The sequence below is a fragment of the Kitasatospora sp. NPDC053308 genome, assembly GCF_055585785.1.
The window spans coordinates 137,159-157,584 of record NZ_JBVJJY010000012.1; the positions used below are offsets into that span (position 1 = coordinate 137,159).

General features: G+C 73.9%; 20 protein-coding genes and 1 pseudogene. 11 read left to right on the forward strand and 10 right to left on the reverse strand.

From position 1 onward, the window contains the following. Positions 1–107: 107 nt before the first annotated feature. A complete protein-coding gene (locus tag ACZ6Y7_RS25340) occupies positions 108–878 on the forward strand; it encodes an MBL fold metallo-hydrolase (RefSeq protein ID WP_465760213.1) in 771 nt (256 codons plus the stop codon). A gap of 117 nt (positions 879–995) precedes the next feature. Here ACZ6Y7_RS25340 and ACZ6Y7_RS25345 read toward each other — a convergent pair whose 3' ends face one another. After that, entirely contained in the window at positions 996–1,991 is a 996-nt protein-coding gene (locus tag ACZ6Y7_RS25345; protein WP_465760214.1) for a quinone oxidoreductase family protein, read from the reverse strand. A gap of 109 nt (positions 1,992–2,100) precedes the next feature. On the opposite strand from ACZ6Y7_RS25345, the gene ACZ6Y7_RS25350 reads away from it, so the two are divergent. Continuing rightward, positions 2,101–2,520: an ArsR/SmtB family transcription factor gene (locus tag ACZ6Y7_RS25350; RefSeq protein ID WP_465760215.1), complete on the forward strand. Its 420-nt coding sequence runs from the start codon at positions 2,101–2,103 to the stop codon at positions 2,518–2,520. A gap of 164 nt (positions 2,521–2,684) precedes the next feature. Here the strand turns inward: ACZ6Y7_RS25350 and ACZ6Y7_RS25355 are convergent, their stop codons facing one another. Further along, a complete protein-coding gene (locus ACZ6Y7_RS25355; RefSeq protein WP_465760216.1) occupies positions 2,685–3,452 on the reverse strand; it encodes a CDP-alcohol phosphatidyltransferase family protein in 768 nt (255 codons plus the stop codon). A 146-nt stretch (positions 3,453–3,598) separates the two neighbouring features. Here ACZ6Y7_RS25355 and ACZ6Y7_RS25360 point away from each other — a divergent pair, with 146 nt between their 5' ends. Further along, positions 3,599–3,838: an HAD family hydrolase gene (locus ACZ6Y7_RS25360; protein WP_465760217.1), complete on the forward strand. Its 240-nt coding sequence runs from the start codon at positions 3,599–3,601 to the stop codon at positions 3,836–3,838. Between the two features lie 49 nt (positions 3,839–3,887). Here the strand turns inward: ACZ6Y7_RS25360 and ACZ6Y7_RS25365 are convergent, their stop codons facing one another. The 3 genes from ACZ6Y7_RS25365 to ACZ6Y7_RS25375 form a co-directional block, all read right to left on the reverse strand. Beyond that, positions 3,888–4,583 carry a YidC/Oxa1 family membrane protein insertase gene (locus ACZ6Y7_RS25365; protein WP_465760218.1) on the reverse strand — a complete coding sequence of 232 codons (696 nt, stop codon included), beginning with the start codon at positions 4,581–4,583 and terminating at the stop codon, positions 3,888–3,890. An 80-nt stretch (positions 4,584–4,663) separates the two neighbouring features. Then, positions 4,664–4,957: a DUF6412 domain-containing protein gene (locus ACZ6Y7_RS25370; protein WP_465760219.1), complete on the reverse strand. Its 294-nt coding sequence runs from the start codon at positions 4,955–4,957 to the stop codon at positions 4,664–4,666. Positions 4,958–5,049: 92 nt separating this feature from the next. Next, the gene (locus ACZ6Y7_RS25375) at positions 5,050–5,580 is read right to left on the reverse strand and encodes a hypothetical protein (protein ID WP_465760220.1); all 531 of its coding nucleotides are present in this window, start codon (positions 5,578–5,580) and stop codon (positions 5,050–5,052) included. A 128-nt stretch (positions 5,581–5,708) separates the two neighbouring features. Between ACZ6Y7_RS25375 and ACZ6Y7_RS25380 the strand changes: the two genes are divergently transcribed. Both ACZ6Y7_RS25380 and ACZ6Y7_RS25385 read left to right on the forward strand, forming a co-directional pair. Continuing rightward, the gene (locus ACZ6Y7_RS25380) at positions 5,709–5,993 is read left to right on the forward strand and encodes a type II toxin-antitoxin system Phd/YefM family antitoxin (protein WP_465760221.1); all 285 of its coding nucleotides are present in this window, start codon (positions 5,709–5,711) and stop codon (positions 5,991–5,993) included. Then, entirely contained in the window at positions 5,986–6,408 is a 423-nt protein-coding gene (locus tag ACZ6Y7_RS25385; protein WP_402219768.1) for a type II toxin-antitoxin system VapC family toxin, read from the forward strand. Before ACZ6Y7_RS25380 ends, ACZ6Y7_RS25385 begins: the two co-directional genes overlap by 8 nt. On the opposite strand, the gene ACZ6Y7_RS25390 is transcribed toward ACZ6Y7_RS25385, so the two are convergent. Both ACZ6Y7_RS25390 and ACZ6Y7_RS25395 read right to left on the reverse strand, forming a co-directional pair. Then, the gene (locus tag ACZ6Y7_RS25390; protein WP_465760222.1) at positions 6,395–7,000 is read right to left on the reverse strand and encodes a hypothetical protein; all 606 of its coding nucleotides are present in this window, start codon (positions 6,998–7,000) and stop codon (positions 6,395–6,397) included. The genes ACZ6Y7_RS25385 and ACZ6Y7_RS25390 overlap by 14 nt on opposite strands. A 76-nt stretch (positions 7,001–7,076) precedes the next feature. After that, positions 7,077–8,180 (reverse strand): Gfo/Idh/MocA family oxidoreductase, encoded by a 1,104-nt coding sequence (locus ACZ6Y7_RS25395; RefSeq protein ID WP_465760223.1) that lies wholly within the window; start codon positions 8,178–8,180, stop codon positions 7,077–7,079. Positions 8,181–8,462: 282 nt separating this feature from the next. Here ACZ6Y7_RS25395 and ACZ6Y7_RS25400 point away from each other — a divergent pair, with 282 nt between their 5' ends. From ACZ6Y7_RS25400 to ACZ6Y7_RS25415, 4 genes are all read left to right on the forward strand, one after another. Then, on the forward strand, positions 8,463–9,242 hold the full coding sequence (locus ACZ6Y7_RS25400; protein ID WP_465760224.1) for an HAD-IIA family hydrolase: 780 nt from the start codon (positions 8,463–8,465) through the stop codon (positions 9,240–9,242). 96 nt (positions 9,243–9,338) lie between these two features. Beyond that, entirely contained in the window at positions 9,339–10,688 is a 1,350-nt protein-coding gene (locus ACZ6Y7_RS25405; RefSeq protein WP_465760225.1) for a low temperature requirement protein A, read from the forward strand. A gap of 78 nt (positions 10,689–10,766) precedes the next feature. Further along, entirely contained in the window at positions 10,767–11,495 is a 729-nt protein-coding gene (locus ACZ6Y7_RS25410; protein ID WP_465760226.1) for a uracil-DNA glycosylase, read from the forward strand. 169 nt (positions 11,496–11,664) lie between these two features. Continuing rightward, complete coding sequence (locus ACZ6Y7_RS25415) at positions 11,665–12,774, forward strand: glycoside hydrolase family 6 protein (protein ID WP_465760227.1); 1,110 nt, start codon at positions 11,665–11,667, stop codon at positions 12,772–12,774. Positions 12,775–12,837: 63 nt separating this feature from the next. Here the strand turns inward: ACZ6Y7_RS25415 and glxA are convergent, their stop codons facing one another. Together glxA and ACZ6Y7_RS25425 are read right to left on the reverse strand one after the other, a co-directional pair. Continuing rightward, positions 12,838–14,769 (reverse strand): radical copper oxidase GlxA, encoded by a 1,932-nt coding sequence (gene glxA / locus ACZ6Y7_RS25420; RefSeq protein ID WP_465760228.1) that lies wholly within the window; start codon positions 14,767–14,769, stop codon positions 12,838–12,840. Between the two features lie 13 nt (positions 14,770–14,782). Next, on the reverse strand, positions 14,783–16,825 hold the full coding sequence (locus tag ACZ6Y7_RS25425; protein WP_465760229.1) for a glycosyltransferase family 2 protein: 2,043 nt from the start codon (positions 16,823–16,825) through the stop codon (positions 14,783–14,785). Positions 16,826–17,401: 576 nt separating this feature from the next. Here ACZ6Y7_RS25425 and ACZ6Y7_RS25430 point away from each other — a divergent pair. Next, a pseudogene (locus ACZ6Y7_RS25430) lies at positions 17,402–17,920 on the forward strand (ABC transporter permease subunit); the annotation flags it as partial. Next, complete coding sequence (locus ACZ6Y7_RS25435; RefSeq protein ID WP_465760230.1) at positions 17,917–18,822, forward strand: alpha/beta fold hydrolase; 906 nt, start codon at positions 17,917–17,919, stop codon at positions 18,820–18,822. The pseudogene ACZ6Y7_RS25430 and the gene ACZ6Y7_RS25435, both read left to right, overlap by 4 nt. Before the next feature lie 199 nt (positions 18,823–19,021). Here the strand turns inward: ACZ6Y7_RS25435 and ACZ6Y7_RS25440 are convergent, their stop codons facing one another. Next, a complete protein-coding gene (locus ACZ6Y7_RS25440) occupies positions 19,022–20,305 on the reverse strand; it encodes a polysaccharide deacetylase family protein (RefSeq protein WP_465760231.1) in 1,284 nt (427 codons plus the stop codon). Between the last annotated feature and the right edge of the window lie 121 nt (positions 20,306–20,426).

Below are 20,426 nucleotides of genomic sequence, written 5' to 3' on the forward strand. Positions count from 1 at the left end.
CCGCTGACATCCCGCTCCGCGCCGTACGGCTGTAGGGCCGCCGCCCGGCCGCGGCGGGCTGCGGGAACCGACCCCAGCAGCCGGCCCCCGGGCGCTACCCTCGCCGGATGCCTCACGAACGCCTGAGCCTCACCGTCCTGGGAAGCGCGACGCCGTACCCGAGCGCCGACAACCCGTGCTCCGGCTACCTGGTCTCCGGCGGGGGCGCGCGGGTGTGGGTGGACGCCGGCACCGGCACCCTGGGCGCGCTGCAGCGCCACGCGCGGCTGGACGAGCTGGACGCGATCTGGATCTCGCACCTGCACGCCGACCATTGCGCGGACCTGCTCACCGCCTACTACGGGGCCCTGTACGCGGACATCCGGCTCGGCGCGCCGATCCCGCTGCTCGCCCCGCCCGGCACCGCCGACCGGCTGGCCGACTTCCTGACCAACGGGGCGCGCCGCAGTCCCATCGAATCCGCCTTCGCGGTCCGTGAGTTGACCGACGGCCACCGGGTGCGGGTCGGTCCGCTCACCCTGACCAGCCGGGCGGTGGAGCACGGGATGCCGGCCTTCGCCCTCCGGGTGGAGGCCGGCCGCCGGTCGCTGGTCTACTCCGGCGACACGGCCCCGTGCCCCGCCCTGGTGGAACTCGCCGCGGACTGCGACCTGTTGCTCTGCGAGGCGGAGGACCCGGGGCCGGTGAGCGACCCCGCCGACCGGGTGCACCACACCGCCGAGCAGGCCGGCGCCACCGCCACGGCGGCCAGCGCCGCCCGCCTGCTCGTCACCCACGTCGGCCGCGCCATGACGCCGGCCGACGCCGTGCGCCGCGCCTCGGCGCACTTCGCGGGCCCGGTCGCGTACGCGGAGCCGGGTGCGGGCTTCACCGTCTGAGGGCCGGCGGCGCGGCTCTGGTCGCGCCCCTGGGCGGGCGCCCGGGGGCCCGCCCAGGGACCGTCCCGGGGCGGGTCCTGGGTGCGCGCCCCGGGCGGGAAGCTCCTCCGTGTGGGCTCAACCGCCCACGCGCACCACGAACTTGCCCGTGGCGCGGCGGTCCTCCATGGCGTCGTGGGCGGCCGGGACGGCCTCCAGGCCGGGGAGTTCGGTGACCGGGAGCTTCAGAGCGCCGTCGGCGAGGAGGCCGAGGACCCGCCGGATGGCGCGGGCCAGGCGGTCGGGGGCGGTGGCGGCCAGGAAGCGGTGACTGAAGCCGGTGACGGTCAGGTTGCCGGCCATCAGGCGGCCGAGCGGGGGCAGGTCGGCGAGGGTGCCGCCGCCGGCGTTGCCGAACAGGACGATCCGGGCGCCGGGTGCCGCCACGGCGAGGTCGAGCTCCAGGGCCTCGGTGCCCAGCGGGTCGAGGACGAGGTCGACGCCCCGGCCTTCAGTGGCGGCCCGGACCGCCTCGGCCGACGCCGGGTCCGACCCGGCGCGGGCGAAGGCGTGGTCGTAGCCGGACGCGAGCACGGCGGCGGCCTTCTCGGGGCGGCCGACGGTGCCGATCAGCCGCCCGCCCCCGAGCAGCGGGACGAGCTCGGCCACGGCGTGGCCGATCCCGCCGCCCGCGGAGTGCACCAGGACGGTGTCCCCGGCGGTGAAGCGCCCGGCGTCGGTCAGCAGCAGCATCGCGGTGGCCAGGCCCAGCGGCACGGCGGCGGCCTCGCGCAGCGCCACCCCGTCCGGGAGTGGCACGGTGAGCGCGGCGTCCGCCACCGCCACCTCCGCGAGCCCCGCGCCGACCGGTGCGGCCACCACCCGGTCGCCCGGGGCCAGGCCGACGACGCCCGCGCCCACCTCCCGGACCGTTCCGGCCACCTCCTTGCCGGGCCGGTACGGCCACTCGGCGCTGTACGCGGCGTCGCCGCGGCGGGTCATCACGTCGACGAAGTTCAGTCCGGCGTAGGCGACGTCGACCGTCACCTGGCCGGGCCCGGGGTGCGGCTCCTCGATCTCCCGGATCTCCGAGTTCTCGGCCCCACCGGGTGCGGTCATCACCAGTGCGCGCATGTCGATCCCCCTCGACTACGATGTTCGACGAACGGCGAAATTGATCCGTGGCAGTGGTACCACGCCGTTTCCATGGATGTCGAACATCGCAGATCAGGGAGGTCTGAACGTGCCCCGCAGCACCCGCCGCCGACCGGCGCTCGCGCACCCCGCCGCCGAGGAGATCGACCTCCTCGACGTGCTGCACGCGCTCTCCGACCCCACCCGGATGACCATCGTCCGCGTCCTGCGCGCCGAGCCCGAACGGGCCTGCGGCACCTTCCCGGTGGACGTCGCGCCCTCCACCCTCAGCCACCACTTCAAGGTGCTGCGCGAATCCGGCCTGATCAGCCAGCGCGAGGAGGCCAACCGCCGCTTCTCCGCGCTTCGCACGGTCGACCTGGAGCGGCGCTTCCCCGGGCTCCTCGACACCGTCCTCGCCGCCTACGGCCGGACCGTGCCCGCGCCGACGCTTGAGGCCGAGCCCCAGTCGGCACCGGCCCCGCCACCGGCGCCGGTGCCGACGCTTGGGGCGGCCGAGCCCGCCTAGGTCCGGTGTGCGCCGGGTCGGATCTCAGGCCGGGTGGGGGCCGCCGCCCGGCGGGGGCGGTGGCACGAGAGCGTGACGGCGCCCGGTGAAGCCGTGAGCGCCGCGGCCCCCGGGTCGCCCGGGTCGAGCGGGCCGGTCCGGCAAGGGTCGGCGCCCGGTCGGACTCAGCGCAGGCGCGAGGACGACAGGATCGACGCCAGGTGCGCGACCACCATGCCCCAGGTGATCACCGTGATCCCCGCGAGCGTCACCCGCGTCGCGTCCAGGGTGCCGAGCCCGGCGTCCACCGCGGCCGCCACCAGCAGCACCAGCGAGGCCTCGATGCCGTTCGTCACCCGGTGGATCTTGAAGACGGAGGCGAACCTGCGGGCCGTCGCGATGCCCTGCGAACGCGGCTGGGTCGACTCCTCGTCCGCCGGCGGCTGCCCGCTGCGCGCGCGGGCCACGTCCACCAGGTCCGTCGAGGCCTTCAGCAGCACCACGCCCAGCGCGGCCGCCAGGCCCGCCGACACCCACAGCTCCGAACCGCCGCGCGCCGCCCGGACGCCCGCCCCGATCATCAGCGCCGCGTCCGCGAGGTAGGCGCCGAGCCGGTCCACGTACACCCCGGCCATGCTGAACTGGCGCTTCCAGCGCGCCACTTCGCCGTCCACGCAGTCGAACAGCAGGAACAGCTGGAACAGCACCACCGCGAGCACCGCGCCGGTCAGGCCGGGGATCAGCAGGGCCGCGCCGCCGCCGACCCCGCACACCACCATCACCCAGGTGAGGGTGTTCGGCGAGACCGAGGTCCGCACCAACTGCCGGGTGGTGCGCAGCGAGAGCGCCCGCATGTACAGCCGGCCCGCCCAGTGCTCACCGTTGCGGCTCTGCAGCTTGGCCTGCGGCTGGCACACCTCGCGCAGCTCGGCGAGCGCCGGAGCAGCCACCATGACGACATCCCTCCACCTGTCCCGTAACGATCAGCACAGGCTACGGCCTGCGGGAAACGCCCCGAGCGGCCGGTCCGGCACCTACGGGCCGACCCGCTCACGGCACCTGTCGCCCGGTCACGCCACCCGGCTCGTGCGTGCACATCGTGGCCGAGAAGTCCGTCGACACCTACCGGGAGCTGACCGCCGACCTCGGCCTCGCCCCTGAGCGGACCTGGATGATCGGCACCTCGCCCACGGCCGACATCGCCCCCGCACGCCGGGCCGGCCTGCGCACCGTCTACATCCCGCACGAGCACACCTGGGCGCTGGAGCACGAGGACCTCGGCCCGGACGCGGCGACGCTGCAGTTCGGGGCCTTCCCCGAACTGCTGCGCCACTTCTGAGCCAGGCCGGTGCGCGGCCGCCCGGCGCCCGGACCGCCCGGTGCCGGGACTACACGGCGAGGACGCTCGCCGGGGTCTGCGGGGCCCCGTCCCGGTACAGCCAGGCGCGCTCGGCGGCCGACCAGGCGCTCGTCGTCAGCAGGTAGAGCGCGGCGGCCACCGGCACCAGCAGCGCGAACAGCACCGACCCGAACGACAGGTACGGCAGCAGTCCCGCCCCCGGCTGCGGGGCGGGCTGCGCCGCCGCCGCGCGCCGGGCCCGGCGGTAGTTGACGTACCCGACCGCCGCCAGTCCCGCGTACAGCACCCCGAACACCGCCAGCTGCCCGGCGCCGTGCGCACCGCCGACGTGCAGGCCCAGCGGCACGCCGAACAGGGTGTGGTCGAGCAGGTCGTTCGGGGTCGTGAACAGCCGGTACATCACCGAGAAGAACGGGATCTGCACCAGCAGCGGCAGGCACCCCGCGAACGGCGACACCTGCTCCTCCCGGTACATCTCGGCCAGCGCCTCCTGCAACTTCTCCGGGCGCTTCTCGTGCTTCTTCCTCAGCGCGGCGACCTTCGGCGCGAGCACGGCCCGCGCCTTCTCCCCGCGCGCCGCCGCCCGCGCCAGCGGGTGCAGCGCGAGCCGTACGGCGACGGTGAACAGGACGATCGCCAGCGCCGTCGGCAGCACGTGGGCGAGGGAGGAGACGACGGCGTGCGCGACGGCGACGGCCGGATCGAGAACGGCGAGAACGGACATGGTGAAGCGAGCCCTCCGGGGTCTCAAGACATGAGTGATCGGCGGAGGACGGCCGCGAAGGCGAGGGAACGACGAAGGGCTTACGCGGCCGCCGGGGCCGCCCCGGGCGCCCTGGGGCGTCGCCTGCCCCGGGCATCCGGATCACGCTGCGGAAGGAACGCCGTACGGAACGCCCGACGCCGCAGCATCCCGCTGCGCACCGCCGCCGGCGCCCGCGCCCCCAGGAGCCGAGCCCCCGCCAGCGCCCCGGCGACCGCCCCGGCCACCAGCGCCACGGCCGCCACGGCCGCGACGGACGCCAGCGTCCCGCTCTCGCTCGCCAGGTCCCCGGTCAACACCCGGAGCAGACCCAGCAACATCGACACCACGGTCACGGCCAGCTCCCTCCTCGGTGTTCCGCCGGTTCCCGGACATACAGCACGACGATCCTACGAGCCCCCGGGGTTCCCCGGACAGGAGATCCCCGTCACGTCCCGTCCCTGGCCCACACCCACACCCGCGTGCCGCCGTCCGGTTCCGACGCCAGCCAGACGGTGGCCGCGAGCCGCTTGCCGTGCCCGGGCAGGGGCTCGGCCACGAACCCGCCCTCCCGCAACGGCCCGGCCGTTGTCGGATCCGCCGCCCCCGCCTTCCGGAACCCCTCCAACGGCCACCCGTCGAGAGACGCGGCGGACCCCGGCCGCACGGAGACCCCCAGTCCGTTGAGGAAGCCCTGCTCCTCACCCGCCGGCAGCCGGAACGCGAGGAACGCGAGGTCGTCCTGGAAGCCCTTCAGGTACGACCACCGCACCTCGCCCGCCGACGCGGGAGGCCGCACCCGCGAGAACTCCGCCACGTACGCCGAATCCACCGTCACCCACGACCCGGGCCGCCCACTGCCCTCCGCCGGATGCTCCACCCGATCCCGCAGCCAGGACAGCCCTCCCACGCCCGCCCCCAACAGCACCAGCGGCACTGCCAGCACCACCAGCACCACCCACCACCGCTTCCCCCTCATTGCGCCTGCCCTCCGGGACACGAACAGTCGGTGCCCGAACGTAGCGGACGATGGGTGGTGGGGAGGGGGTTTTCGCGGGGCCGGGCGAGGGTGTAGCCAGTGGTGCTACGCGGGGCTACCGTGGAGGGATGAAGACGATTACCCAGCGGGAGTTCCGGAACAACTCCGCCGCGGTGATGGACGCGGTGGAGGCGGGGGAGACCTTCCACATCACCAGGAACGGGGTCGAGGTCGCGGAGCTGCGGCCGGTGTCCGGGCGGCGGCGGCTCACGGCGGAGGAGCTGGTGGCGCGGCACGTGAAGCTGCCGCGGGTGGACTACCAGCAGATGCGCAAGGAGGCCGAGGAGGACTTCGGGCCCGAGGAACTGGTGGGCGGCGAGGACGACGACCCGTTCGAGCGGCGGCGTGGCTGAGCGCCGCAGGGCGTCCCGGCGCCGGCCCGCCGGGGTGCTGGACACCTGCGTCTACATCGACCTGGCGCTGCTCAACCCGGCGGACCTGCCGGCCGTGCCGGAGCTGACCGCGATCACCTTCGCGGAGCTGCAGCAGGGCGTGTCGATGGCCCGCGACCCGGCCAGCCGGGCGGCCCGGCTGGAGGTGCTGGGCGCGGCGATGGCCGACTTCGATCCGCTGCCGTTCGACGCGGCGGCCGCCGCCCGCTACGGGACGCTGGTCACGCTGACCATCGCGGCGGGGCGGCAGCCGCGGCCGCGGCGGATCGACCTGATGATCGCCGCCGTGGCCTCCGCGCACGGGCTGCCGCTGTACACCCGCAACGTCGCGGACTTCCGCGGGTTGGGTTCCGCGGTGGAGGTCATCGGGGTGTGAGGGCGGCGGCGCCCTCCTGTTCGACCCGGTCGGCGAGGGCGGCGGCGAACCGCAGGGCCGCGCGGCGGCTTCGGCTTCGCAGCAGGATGACGTTGTTCCCGCCGCCCTTGCCGCGCTCCGGTCCGGCGGCGGCTCCGACGGCCCAGCGCGGGCGGTCGGCGAGCCGGAGGACCAGCCAGCGCAGGCCGGCGTTCAGGCCGACGAGGACGGCGTAGAGGGCGAAGAGGAGGATCCCCTCGACGCCGGAGCCGCTCAGCTCGGGGGCCGGGAGGGGGTCGTAGCCGTTCAGCGGCCTGCGGGTGGCCCGGAAGCGTCCGAGCCACACCATGGCGATCCGTACGGGCACCCCGTCCGGCCCGGTGACGTCGAGGTAGCCGATCGACCCGGCCCGCCGGCCCTCGGCCCAGGCCCGCCGTTCGGCGGCGATGGAGGCGAGGTGCGCGCGCTCCCGGTCCTCGCTTTCCCGGACCTTCTGACGCTTCTCGAACCGCTCGGTCCAGGCCTGTTGGCGCGTCTTCTGCTCGGCCGACCACGCCCGTTCGCGCTCACGGCGCTCGTCCGCGCTGATCTGCCGCCCTCGCTGACTGTTCATCCGGTCATCGTAGGAATCGAGTCGGCGGGGGCGGGACCGGGCCACTCGGCCGGCCCTCCGGCCGGCCGAGTCGCCGTCAGGCCAGGCGCACCGTCGCTCCGGTAGCGGCCGAGGTGCGGGCGGCCTCCAGGACGGTGAGGGTGGCCACCGCGTCGCGCGGGTCGACCGGGGGCGGGGTGCCCGGCACGGTCAGCGCGGCGACGATGCCCGCGTAGTAGGCGGGGTAGTCCCCCGGGTCGGTCGGGAGGGAGATCGCGGACTCGTCGGTGCCGACGGTGCCGTAGTACGAGGGATCGTCGGCACCCCACGGGCGGGTGCCGTCGGGGCGCAGGCCCGCCCGCAGGTCGGCCTCCTGCGGGTCCATTCCGGTCTTGACGTAGCCGGCGGCGTCGCCGAGGACCCGCAGCCGGGGGCCGATCAGGGGGGTGATGGCGCTGGTCCACAGGTGCGAGCGGGTGCCGGAGGCGTGGGTGAGGGCGATGAAGGCGTCGTCGTCGACGACCGCGCCGTCGCGCCGCACGTCGATCTCCGCGTACACCGTCTCGACCGGCCCGAACAGGGTGAGCGCCTGGTCGACCAGGTGGCTGCCCAGGTCGTACAGCGTGCCGCCGACCTCGGCCGGGTCGGCCAGCTCGCGCCAGCCCGCCTTCGGCTTGGGCCGGAAGCGCTCGAAACGGGACTCGAAGCGGTGCACCCGGCCGAGGGCGCCGCCGCGCACCAGGCGGGAGGCGGTGAGGAAGTCGCCGTCCCAGCGCCGGTTCTGGAAGACGGAGAGCAGGACGCCCCGCTCCTCGGCGAGCCCGCACAGCTCCTGCGCCTCGGCGGCGGTGGCGGCCAGCGGCTTGTCGACCACCGTGGGCAGCCCGGCCCGCAGGGCGGCGCGGGCGAGCGGGACGTGGGTGCGGTTGGGCGAGGCGATGACGACCAGGTCGAGCGCGTCCGGGTCGGCGAGCAGTTGCTCGGGGGTGTCCACGGCCCGGGCACCGGGGTGTTCGCGGGCCAGCTGCTCGCGGCGCTCGGGGTTGGCGGTGACCACGGCGTCCAGCCGCAGCCCCGGCGTGGTGGCGATCAGCGGCGCGTGGAAGGCGGAGCCGGCCAGGCCGTAGCCGATCAGGCCGACGCGCAGCGGCCGGTCGGGGAGCGGCCGGTCGGGGAGGGGGCGGGAGGTCTGCGGGTTCATGCGGCCTACTCAATCACGAGGCGCCCGGTTGCTCCCGGTTCGCGGCGTGGGCGCCCGGCCGGCGGCCGGGGTGGTGGCGGGTCGGCCCGGGCGAGGGCGGGTCGGCCCGGGGCGAGGGCGGACGGGTCGGTGCGGTGCGGCGACGGGTAGCCCGGTGCGTGGGCGTTCCGGGCGTTCCGGTGGGCGGGACGTGCTGCCGTCGGCCAGGTGTGCGGATTAGGCTGTGCCGCGTCAGGGCCCTCGCATGACCCAAGACGCTGCAACACTCCGGGAGACACGCACGTGGCAGACCGCAAGCCCATTGAGTCCTGGCTGACCGACATGGACGGGGTCCTCATCCACGAGGGCACGCCGATCCCCGGCGCGGAGGAGTTCCTGCGCAGGCTGCGGGAGTCCGGCAAGCCCTTCCTGGTCCTCACCAACAACTCGATCTACACCCCGCGCGACCTCAGCGCGCGCCTGGCCGGGATGGGGCTGGAGGTGCCGGAGGAGTGCATCTGGACCTCCGCCCTGGCCACCGCGAAGTTCCTCAAGAGCCAGCGCCCCAACGGCACCGCCTACGTGATCGGCGAGGCCGGGCTCACCACCGCGCTGTACCAGGCCGGCTACGTCCTGACCGACAACAACCCCGACTACGTGGTCCTCGGCGAGACCCGCACCTACTCCTTCGAGGCACTCACCAAGGCGATCCGCCTGATCAACCAGGGCGCCCGGTTCATCTGCACCAACCCGGACGAGACCGGCCCCTCCCCCGAGGGCGTGCTGCCGGCCACCGGCTCGGTCGCGGCCCTGATCACCAAGGCGACCGGCGTCGAACCGTACTTCGTCGGCAAGCCCAACCCGCTGATGATGCGCGAGGCGCTGAACACCGCAGGCGCCCACTCCGAGACCGCCGTGATGATCGGCGACCGGATGGACACCGACATCGTCGCGGGCATGGAGGCCGGCATGGAGACCATCCTGGTGCTCACCGGCCTGACCTCCGCCACCGACGTGGAGCGCTTCCCGTACCGGCCGACCCGCGTGGTCAAGTCGATCGCGGAGCTGGTCGAGCTGGTCTAGCCTCGGCGGTGCTGTCGCGGGCCCCGTTCCGGCCGTTCGCCGGGGCGGGGCCCGCTTCGTACGTTCCGGTGCGGTGGGCGGGGGAGGCGGGCGCGGATGGGTACGGCGGGGGAACCGGCGGAGCCGGGGACGGAGTCGCGAGGGGCGGATCCGCGAGGGACGGTTCCGAGAGGGGCGCGGTCCGGCGGGGCCGAGCCGGGGTCGGAACCGAGCGGGACGGAACCGGGCGGGACGGAACCGAGCGGGACGGAGTCGACGGGCGAGGAGGAGAAGCGGGTCACCTGGGCGGAGCTCTACTTCGACCTGGTCTTCGTCTTCGCGATCACCCAGGTCTCCGGCCTGCTGCACCACCAGCACGACGCGATCGGGCTGGTCCGGGCGCTGGTGGTGTTCGTGCCGGTGTACTGGTGCTGGGTCGGCACCACCGTGCAGGCCAACATCCGGGACGTGGACAACCCGCGGGACCGCCTGGGCATCCTGCTGGTCGGCCTGACCGGCCTGTTCATGGCGCTCGCGATCCCCGGGGCCTACGGCCGGCGGGGCGTGCTGCTCGGCGGAGCGTACTGGCTGGCCCGGGTGGTGCTGCTGCTCCTGCTGGCCCGGGTCCCGGGTGTGTGGCGCGGACCGTACGGGGTGGGCGTGCTGGTCAGCGGGCCGCTGCTGGTGCTGGGCGGGCTGCTCCCGGACGGGCCGCGCCTCGCACTGTGGGCGACGGCCGCGCTCTGCGACCTGGCCGCGCCGCTGGTGTTCCGGCGGCGGCTCGCGAAGGTCGCCTACCACCCGGCGCACATGCCGGAGCGGTTCGCGCTGTTCCTGCTGGTCGCGCTCGGCGAGTCGATCGTCGGGATCGGCGGCACGGCCGCCTCCGCCCGCCTGGACGCAGCCGAACTCGCCGCCGTGGCGGTGGCGTTCACCATCTCGGCGGGCCTCTGGTGGCAGTACTTCGTGTACGCGGCGGACGCGATGCGGCACGCGGTGGTGGTCACCGACTCGCGCCGGGACATGGTCCGGCGGATCTTCCAGTACGGGCACCTGGCACTGGTCGCCGGGGTGATCGGGGTGGCGGTCGGCTTCGGGGAGACGGTCGCGGACCCGTGGCGGGCGCTCGGCCCGGGATCGGTGACGCTGCTCTACGGCGGATGCGGGCTGTACCTGCTGACCTTCGGGTACACGCGCTGGATGATGTTCCGCCAGGTCGCGACGACCCGGATCGCCGCGGCGGTGGTGGTGCTCGCGCTGCTGCCCGCGATGGTGCGGCTCCCGGCGCTGGTGGTGCTGGGCACGCTGGCGGTGCTGCTGGTGGCGCTCAACGGACTGGAACACCTCCGGGTCGAACGCGCCGTCCGCGCCGCCCGTGCCGCTCCCGCTTCCCGGCCCGCGGTCCCGCCTGCGTCCGTTCCCGCTTCCCGGCCCGCGGTCCCGCCTGCGTCCGCTCCTGGGGAGTGAGTTGTCGGTGGGGCTGTGTAGCGTTCGGTGTGGAAGAGGGCGTGCGGCGCAGCAGCCGCAGTGTGAGAGGTGGATGTCGTGACGGACACGGTCGAGGCGGGCGTGGTCGAGGCCGGCGCGGGCGGCGGGCTGGAGCTGCCCGAGTCCTGGCGCGGGGTGCTGGGCGCCGAGACGGAGAAGCCGTACTTCGCCGAGCTGGCGGCCTTCGTGGCGGCTCAGCGCGCGGAGCACGAGGTGTTCCCGCCGAGTGGCCAGGAGTTCGCCGCGCTGGAGGCCACTCCGTACGACAAGGTCCGGGTGCTCGTGCTCGGCCAGGACCCGTACCACGACAACGGCCAGGCGCACGGCATGAGCTTCTCGGTGCTGCCCGGCACCAAGACGCCGCCGTCGCTGCGCAACATCTTCAAGGAACTGAACGCCGACCTCGGCGTCCCGGCCCCGGACAACGGCTACCTGATGCACTGGGCGGAGCAGGGCGTGCTGCTGCTCAACGCGGTGCTCACGGTCCGCGCGCACGAGGCCAACTCGCACAAGGCGAAGGGCTGGGAGAAGTTCACCGACGCGGTGATCAAGGCGGTGAGCGAGCGCGAGGAGCCGGTGGTCTTCGTGCTGTGGGGCAACTACGCGAAGAAGAAGCTGCCGCTGATCGACACCGAGAAGCACGTGGTGGTGCAGGGGGCGCACCCGTCGCCGCTGTCCGCCAAGCTGTTCTTCGGCAGCCGTCCGTTCTCGCAGATCAACGCCGCGCTGGAAGGCTTCGGCGGGGAGCCGATCGACTGGCGGGTGCCGAACCTGAAGCAGGACTGAGCGGCCGCCCCCGGCGGGGCGCGGGTTCGGGGTGGCCGTGAGCCGGGCGGGGTCGATCTCCCGTTCGCCCACGGCCACTTGTCGTTCACCGCCGGTGGCCGTGGGGCGTCGCGGGGTGTGCTTAGCTGGTGGCGACCGGTCGCCGGACCGGTCCCGGGAGGGGCGGCACGTGCACGGGCTGGAGCGGGCGAGGACGTTTCGGTGGGGGAGGGCCTCGCGCTGGGCCGTGGGCGCGGCGCTGGCCGGCGTGCTGGTGGCCGTCTCCGGCTGCAGCGGCGCGGACGGCGGCGGGTCGGGCACCGGCTCCGCCTCCTCGACGACTGCCGCCACCGCCGCCGGCACTACCGCCGCCACCGCGACCCGCACGGCGGGTGCGGCCGGCCCCGGGGGTCTCGCCCAGTTGCCCGGACAGGTCTTCTACGTCTCCGACCAGACCAATGCCGCCCGGCAGGTCACCGCGCTGCGCGGCCAGGGCCGGACGGCGGAGGCCGACACCCTGCTGCGGATCGCCTCCCAGCCCTCCTCGCAGTGGCTCGGCGAGCAGGGCGCCCCGGAGATCGCCGAGCAGGTGAGCCGCCGGGCCGCCGAGGCGGGCCGGACGGCGGTCTTCGTCGCGTACGACATCCCCCACCGTGACTGCGGCCAGTACTCGGCCGGGGGCGCGCCCGACGCCGCCGCCTACCGGTCCTGGATCACCGGGGTCGCGCAGGCGCTCGCCGACCGGCAGGCCTGGGTGGTGCTGGAGCCGGACGCGGTGCCGCACACCCTGGACAACTGCGGCATCAAGGGCGATCTGGCTGCCGAGCGCTACGGTCTGCTGGCCTTCGCCGTCCAGGAGTTGAAGAAGCGTCCGAACGTCCGGGTGTACCTGGACGCGGGCAACCCCGGCTGGGCGCAGGATCCGGAGGAACTGGCCGCGGCGCTGCGCACGTCGGGCATCGCCGCCGCGGACGGCTTCGCGCTGAACGTCGCCAACTTCTACGACGCCGACCGGAACGCCGCGTACGGTGCCCGGCTCTCCGCCGCGCTCGGCGGGAAGCACTTCGTGATCGACACCAGCCGCAGCGGGAACGGCGCACTGGGCGGTGATTCCTGGTGCAACCCGCCGGGACGCGCGCTCGGCGAGCGGCCGACCGCCGACACCGGCCGGCCCGGGGTGGACGCCTACCTGTGGATCAAGAACCCGGGGGAGTCGGACGGCGACTGCGGCCGCGGCGAGCCCCGGGCGGGCGAGTTCTGGCTGCCGTACGCGCTGGGGCTGGCCCGGGCGGCACGCTGAGCCCACCGGTGCCGCCCCGCTGCTCCGGCCGGCTCCCGTGGGGCGCCCGGAGCCGCCCGGCTGCTAGCCGGTGACCTGGATCCAGCGGGCGACCGACGGGGTGCCGGCGGCGTCCGTCAGGAACAGCATGTACCAGCCCGGCGGCAGCAGGTCGGGGTTGCCGGGAAGGGTGAGCGCGACCCCGTCCGCCGTCCGCCCGGTGATGTCCAGGGCGACCGAACGCTGTTCGACGTCCGTCACGTGGGTCACCGAGCTCGGCCGGATCAGCTTGGCGGTGGCGACCGCCTCCGGCCGGGAGGTGCCGACGCGGACGGTGCCGCCGAGCTTCGCCGCCGCCGGGGCGGCGCTCACCTGCGGACGGTCGCCGCGGTACAGGTAGGGCGGGGTGTAGAGCTCGATCCGCTGCTCGAAGCCGCCGGGCTGGGTCTCGGCCTTGTCGGCGAAGAGCGGGTTGGAGCCGAGCACGGCGACCCGGCCGTCCGGCAGCAGCAGTGCCTCCGAGTGGTAGTCGCGGCCGACGGTCGGTTCGGCGGCGGTGGTGAAGCTGTTGGAGTCCGGGTGGTACACCTGCGCCTTGAGGAGGTCGCTCTCGCCGCGGCCCCGGTAGCCGCTGGAGCCCCCGGTGGTGAGGACGGTGTCGTCCGGGAGGATCACGCTGTTGAGGTAGCGGGTGCCGCCGGCCGGCAGGTCCGGGCCCGGGGTGAACGAGGGCTTGGCGGAGGTCAGGTCGGCGATGTCGGTGCGGGCCGTGGACAGCGGGGACTCCCCGACGCCCCCGCCGCCGAGCACCATCACCTTCTGGGCCTGCGCGGGCGGCAGCAGCACCGAGGAGGAGGTCTCGGTCAGGCCGGGGTCGCGCAGGCCGGGGACGGGCTGGAAGCCGTTGTCCGAGAGGTCCCACAGGCCGGGCTCGCGGCCCTTGTCGGCGGGGCCGTAGCCGGCGTTGGAGCCGGAGTAGAAGAGCTTCCCGGAGGCCGTCAGGAAGATCGACGGGTAGGTCGGGAAGTAGCGCGCGGGCGCCTTGGCCCAGGTCTTGGTCCGGGGGTCGTAGATCTCGTTGTCGTTGCCGTTGAGGATCTCCCCGGTGTCGTCCAGCCCGGAGACGGTGACCACCCGGCCGTCGCCGAGCCCGGTCAGCGTCGGGTACCAGCGGGCGTGCGCCATGTCGGTCACCGGCTCGTAGAGCTCCGTGTCCGGGTTGAACTCGAAGGCGGAGCGGATGCCCTGGTACTCCTGCTTGTCCAGGGTCAGCTTGTCGCTCTGCCCGTACACGTTGTGGGCGTCGGCGCCGCCCAGGCCCTTGATCCGGTACTGGGCGGGGGAGCCGACGACGTAGTCGGCGCCGGTGCCGACCGCCTCCACGAACACGTGCTGCTCGCCGGCCGTGACGACGGTCTGCCGACCGGCGCCGGTCTTCGTCGCGGCGGGGACGGTCACCGGGACGGTGCTGGCGTACTCCCGGCCGTTCGGGGAGACGAAGACGGTGCCCTTCGGGAGGGTCCGGTCGCGGTCCGGGCTCTCGTTGCGTACCCGCATGACGCCGGCCGCCTTCTTCACCGCGCCGGCCAGCTTCTCGTACCGCTGGGTGCCGCCGGCCACCAGGACCCGGCCGTCCGGCAGCGAGGCGTGGCCGCCGCAGAACATGTCGGCCGGGGTGGGTATCCGCTTGTAGGTGTCGGTGGCCGGGTCCCAGAGCAGGCTCTTGAAGGTGCCCGCGTCGAACTGCTTCTCGTCGTTGCCGGAGCCGGCCACGATCAGGACCTTGCCGGTGCGCAGCAGCGTGGCGTGGACGGCGTTGACCCGGAACTCGGCGGGCAGCGTCAGGGTCTGCCAGTGGCCGTACCGCGCCTTGTACTCGGGGCGGTTGATCACGTAGTCGTGGTACTGCTGGGCCGCGAAGCCGAGGACGGCCGGCGCGTTCATCCCGGCCACGGCCAGGGCGACGGTGCTGCCGAGGGCGAAGCGCTTGGTGCGGCCGGTCTTGTGGATCCTCACGGTGGTTGCTCCCTCAGTGGACGGGGGTGCCGCTTCCGGCCCGGTCGGGTGCGGGCCGGCCCGCTCGTACCGGCTGCGGGGCCCGGGGGTCGCGGGCGTGGCGGGGGCGCTGCTTGTCCAGGACGACCTTCGGGGCCGCCGACCGGCCGCCGGTGACGGTGAGCGTCGCGGTGGGCCGGGCCAGGCGCCGGCGGACGGCGTCGCCGGCCGTGATCAGGAGCGGCAGCAGGGTCAGCGCCAGGGCGATCCAGGCCCAGGTGCGCATCGCGACGTGGTCGTAGCCGGTGAAGCGGGAGGCGACGAGGGCGCCGCCGAAGACCAGCGTCCAGAACAGGTGGTAGCGGAAGGTGGCGAGGCGGTCGCTGCTGGCCGAGCGGCCCTTCGGGGTCACCTCGAAGCGGCTGCGGCGCCGCACCAGCGCCTGCAGCAGCGAGGCCGCGTAGACCGGGCCGCAGAGCGCCGACATCGCCATTCCGGCCACCCCGGAGGAGCCGGCCGGCTCGTGCGGGCTCACGTTGTGCTTGCGGTTCCAGGTGTAGAGCAGGAGTTGGAGCGCCGCGGCGTCGCTGTAGAGCATCATCCAGATCTCGGAGGAGACGTGGACCCCCGAGGCGCCGAAGCCCAGGTAGAGCACGCTGGACACGCCGCCGAGCAGCCAGGTGAGCGCGGCCATCGGGTAGAAGCCCACCATCAGCGAGTAGTTGAGCAGTCGGCCCGGCGAGAGCTGCCAGCACACCCGCCAGTACCGGGTGAACAGGGTCTCGTAGGTGCCGCGGCTCCAGCGCAGTTGCTGGGAGAAGAAGTCCGTCCAGGAGGACGGGCCTTCGCCGACCGCGAGCACGTCCGGGGTGTACACGGACTTCCAGCGTTCTCCGGTCTCCGGGTTTCGGCTCCGGTGGAACTCCAGCCCGGTCGCCATGTCCTCGGTGATGGAGTCGTACAGACCGCCGATGGACTGGAGCGCGCGGATTCTGACGGCGTTGTTGGTGCCGACGAACATGGGCGCGCCGTAACGGTTTCCGGCGCGCTGGATGAGGGCGTGGAAGAGGTACTGCTGGCTCTCGGAGAATGCGGTGACGGCCGAGCCGGAGCTGCGGTAGTTCCCGTACACCTGCGGCCCGACCACGAATGCCACGTCGGGGTCGCGGAAGTAGCCGAGCATCCGCTCGCAGAAGTCGGGCAGCGGCGCGTGGTCGGTGTCGACGGACACCCAGAAGTCGTAGTCGTCGCCGTGGGCCTGCAGCCAGGCGTTGTAGTTGCCGTGCTTGCTCCTGGCGCGGAAGCGGCCCTCGGGGCGGTTCCAGTGCGGCCGGCCGGCCCGGGTGAAGTGGCGGACACCGAGCTCGGTGCAGAGCGCCCGCATGGCAGGATCGTTTCCCTCGTCCAACAGCCAGACGTCGTACGGTCCTTCGTGCCGCACCGCGTGGGCCGCCACCAGCGTGGCCCGGACCATCTCCGGCGGCTCCTTGCCCGGCACGCAGGTGGTGAGGAAGGCGACCCGGGTGCCCGGCTCCGGTGTCACGGGTATCGGATCGCGGGCGACCAGGGTGGCGTGGGTGTTGGAGACCACGTTGACCAGCCGGAACAGCTCGACCACGGCGATGATCCCGATCATCACCTTGTCGCCCAGCAGTACCAGGGGGTCGGTCTCGTCCAGCCGCTCCGGCCAGTGCTCCGGCAACAGCAGCCAGACCAGCAGCACCACCTCCACCACGGGGGCGGCCGACAGCAGCAGGGCGGCGCGGATCCGGTGCGGCTCGCGGCGCAGCAGGCTGCGGTAGCGGACCCGGTAGGGGGCGGCGCCCGGCGGGCCGGGCGGGGCCGCGGGGCCGCCGTGGTGGACGGCCGGCTCGGGGCGGTAGACCCCGCCGCCGAGGTCGTCGTCCTCGTCCGGCTCGTGCGCCGGACCGGCCAGTCGGCTGAAATGGCCGTAATCGTAGGGCGCTTCGGGCACGGGTAACTCGCTCAGAGCGGTCCCGTCGAGTCGCCCGGCACCTCGCCCGCGGGCCGTTCCGACGCCCTGTCGTCGAGAGCGTCGTGAGAACGGCGTGGTCATGGCTGCTCCCCCCGGAGTTTCGCGCCTTTCCGGGCTGTACGGCAGATCCGGTGTCCGGCACCTCCAGCGTGTGCGACCGGTTCAGTTGTGCGCCCGTACGGCGGCCTCGAATACGGGACCCGTCGTGCGCTTGCTGGCTTCCCCTCCGGTCGCGCGGGATCCCCAGGATCGCTCAACTCTCCCTGAGCACACCGGTGATCGCAACCAGTCGGGGCGACGATCACCGCGTGAGCATGAAGATGCCACGATTCCCGGCCAATCCGGCGGACATTGCTGCTAAGGCGATGAATTCGGCGCCGACTCGTCTGCGCGACGGCGCGGTTCGGCGCGCCGGGTGGTTCGGCGTACGGGGGCGGTCCGGTGCGCGGGGCCGTTCGGCTTCGGAGCCGCGCCGGCCCGGCGCCGGTCGGCTGGCCGGAACGGCGGGACGGCAGGACGGCAGGACGGCAGGACGGCGGGGCGCGGGACTGCGCGGCGGGCGGGGACGAGCGGTCCGGTGGGACGGGCGGGGCTCGGGCGGGGCGGTGGGACGGGCGGGGCGCGGGCGGTCCGGCGTCGGTTCGGTCAGTGCGGGGGCTCCACTCGCCGATCGGCCGGGTCTGGGAGGGCATCAAGGAGAACGAGCGCCGGGTCGAGGTGCTCGGACTGCGGCCCTACGGCTACAAGGTGGTCGCCTTCGTGCTGGCCGGCGCGCTCGCCGGGCTGGGCGGGGTGGTCTACCTGTTGCTGACCGGCGGCGCCACCCCGCAGGCCGCCGGCTCGGACACCACGCTCGCGCTCCTGGTCATGGTCGTCCTCGGGGGATCCGGCACCCGCTGGGGGCCGCTGCTCGGGGGTGTCCTGTACACCTGGGCGAGCCACCGGCTCGGCGACCTCGCCAACTCGGCAGCCGTCGCGGACCTGCCCCCGGTGCTGCGCGCCCCACTCTCCCAACCCCTCTTCCTGCTGGGAGTGTTGTTCGTCGCGGTGGTCTACCTGCTGCCCGGCGGACTGGCTAGACTGCCTGCCCGCATCCGCGCCGCGCGATCAACCCCTGCGGTCAGCCCGCCGGGTCGAGTCCGCACCCCCCGTCCCACCGGAGGTACCCCCGCGTGAGCCAGTCGCCCCTGAAGCCCGAGGAGTTGACCGTCCCCGTGCCCGGCGGGGACCTGGCCGTCCTGCGCTGGCCCGCCGAGGAGCCGGGGGCGCCGACGGTCGTGGCGGTGCACGGCATCACCGCCAACGGCCTCGCCTGGTACGAGGTCGCCCGTCGGCTCGCCGGGCGGGTCACCCTGCTCGCGCCCGACCTGCGGGGCCGCGGCGCCAGCCGCTCGGTCGCCGGGCCGTACGGGCTGGCCCGGCACGCCGACGACGTCGCCGCGCTGATCACCGCGCTGGACGCGGGGCCGGCCGTGGTCGTCGGCCACTCCATGGGGGCCTGGGTCACCGCACTCGTCGCCGTCCGGCACCCCGAACTCGTCCGCCGGGTGCTGCTGGTGGACGGGGCGGTGACCTTCCCACTGCCCGAAGGCCTCCGCGCGGAGGACGCCCTGGCCGCCGTGCTCGGCCCCGCACTGGCCAGGCTGTCCATGACCTTCCCGGACCGGGACGCCTACCGGGAGTTCTGGCGCCGGCACCCGGCCTTCGGCCCCGCCTGGTCCGAGGGGATCGACGCCTACACCCAGCGCGATCTCGTCGGCGCGGCGCCCGAACTGCGCTCCTCCTGCGTGCCGGAGGCCGTGCGGACGGACGGCGCCCAAGTCCTCCTGGACGAGGAGGCGGCCGCCGCCGTGCACCGACTGCCCTGCCCGGCCGAACTGCTCTGGGCGGAGCGCGGCCTGCTCGACGAGCCGCAGGGCCTCTACGACCACCAGCGGATCTCGCTGGCCGGGCCGGACCCGGAACGGGTGCCCACCTCGCCGGTGCCGGACTCCAACCACTACTCGATCCTCTTCGGCGAGCGCGGGGCCGACCGCATCGTCCGCAGCCTGCTGGGGGACGCCCCCGCCGCGGGGTAGCCCCGGACCCGGATCCGGAACGACGGTGGTCGGCGGGGTGCGAACACCCGCCGGCCGTACCGCGCCCGCCCGTACGGCTCCCCCGGTGCCGTCCCGCCAGTACAGCGCCCGGCTCACCGCGCCCGGCTCACCGCGCCCGGCTCACCGCGCCCGGCTCGCGCGTCCGCCCGCGCGGCGCCGTGCCCCTGCGTCCGGCGGGTCAGCCGGCCGTGCCGAGGAAGGTCTCCCAGCCGCCCGCCGGCGCCTGGCCGACGTTGAGCGAGCGCAGCTTGCGCAGGGTGGACTGGTCCTGCACCTCCAGCCACTCGACCAGTTGCTTGAAGGAGACCAGGCGGACCTCCGGCTTGCCGGCGATGGACTTGAGCGCTTCCTCGACGGCGTCCATGTAGATGCCGCCGTTCCACTGCTCGAAGTGGTTGCCGATGAAGAACGGGGCCCGGTTGCTGTTGTAGGCGCGGTCGAAGCCCGCCAGGTAGGCGTTCGCGGCCTGGGTGCGCCAGTCGTTGTACTTGGCCGGATCGCCCTTGGTGCTGCCGTTGGACTGGTTGGCCAGGATGTTGTAGTCCATCGACAGCACCTGGAAGGTGTGCCCGGGGAACGGGATGGACTGCAGCGGGAAGTCCCACACCTTGCCGTCCTGCACCTTCTGCGGCCAGATCTGGAGGCCGCCCGAGGAACTGGCGTCGTACTTCCAGCCGAGCTTGGCGATGGTCGGCAGCAGCGCCTTCTGGCCCTCCAGGCACGGGGTGCGGCCGCCGATGAGCTCCTTCTTGTAGTCGAAGGGGAGCGGGTCGACGTCGGTGAAGCCGGTGTTGGTCCGCCACTGGGTGACGAAGCCGATGGCCTGGTCGATCTCGCTCTGCCAGTCCTCCGGGGTCCACATGTTGACCCCGTTCTTGTCCGGACGGCTGGAGCAGAAGTGCCCGTTGAAGTGGGTGCCTATCTCGTGTCCGGCCAGCCAGGCCTGGCTGATGAGCTTGAGCGTGCTCTTGACCGCGCCGTCCGACAGGTACGGGATGTCGGACGCGCCGACCGAGTGCTTGGGCGGGTGGTAGAGGTCGGCCTTGCCCTTGGGCAGGGCGTAGATCCCGGAGAGGAAGAAGGTCATCGTGGCCTTGTACTGCTCCGCGAGCTTCAGGAAGCGCGGGAACTGGCCGTCGTCGGTGCCGCCCGCACCGTCCCAGGAGAACACCACGAACTGCGGCGGCCGCTCGCCGGGCTTGAGCTTCTCGGGCTTGGGCTGGTTCGGCTGGGGGCCGGTGTCCGCGTTGGAGCCGTCGCCGATCGGGGTGCCCTTGGGTACGACCAGCTGGGTCGGGTCGCCGGTGGCGCCGCCCTTGGCGGCACCCGCGCCGTCTCCCGAGCCGGGAGCGGCAGCGCCCTTGCCCGAACCGGATCCGCCGCTGGAGCAGGCCGTGACCGCGCCGAGGGCCGCGGTCGCGGCGGTCGCACTGAGCACCGTCCTGCGCGAGATGCTGGTCATGGTCTCCCCTGGGTGCCGAGACCGGTGGTGAGGCGGTCCGCAGCCGAACCGGTCAAATCAGGCAATTGATGAATATTCCGCCGTTAGCATGTCATGTCGTCGCAGCAGCCACCAAGGTCGC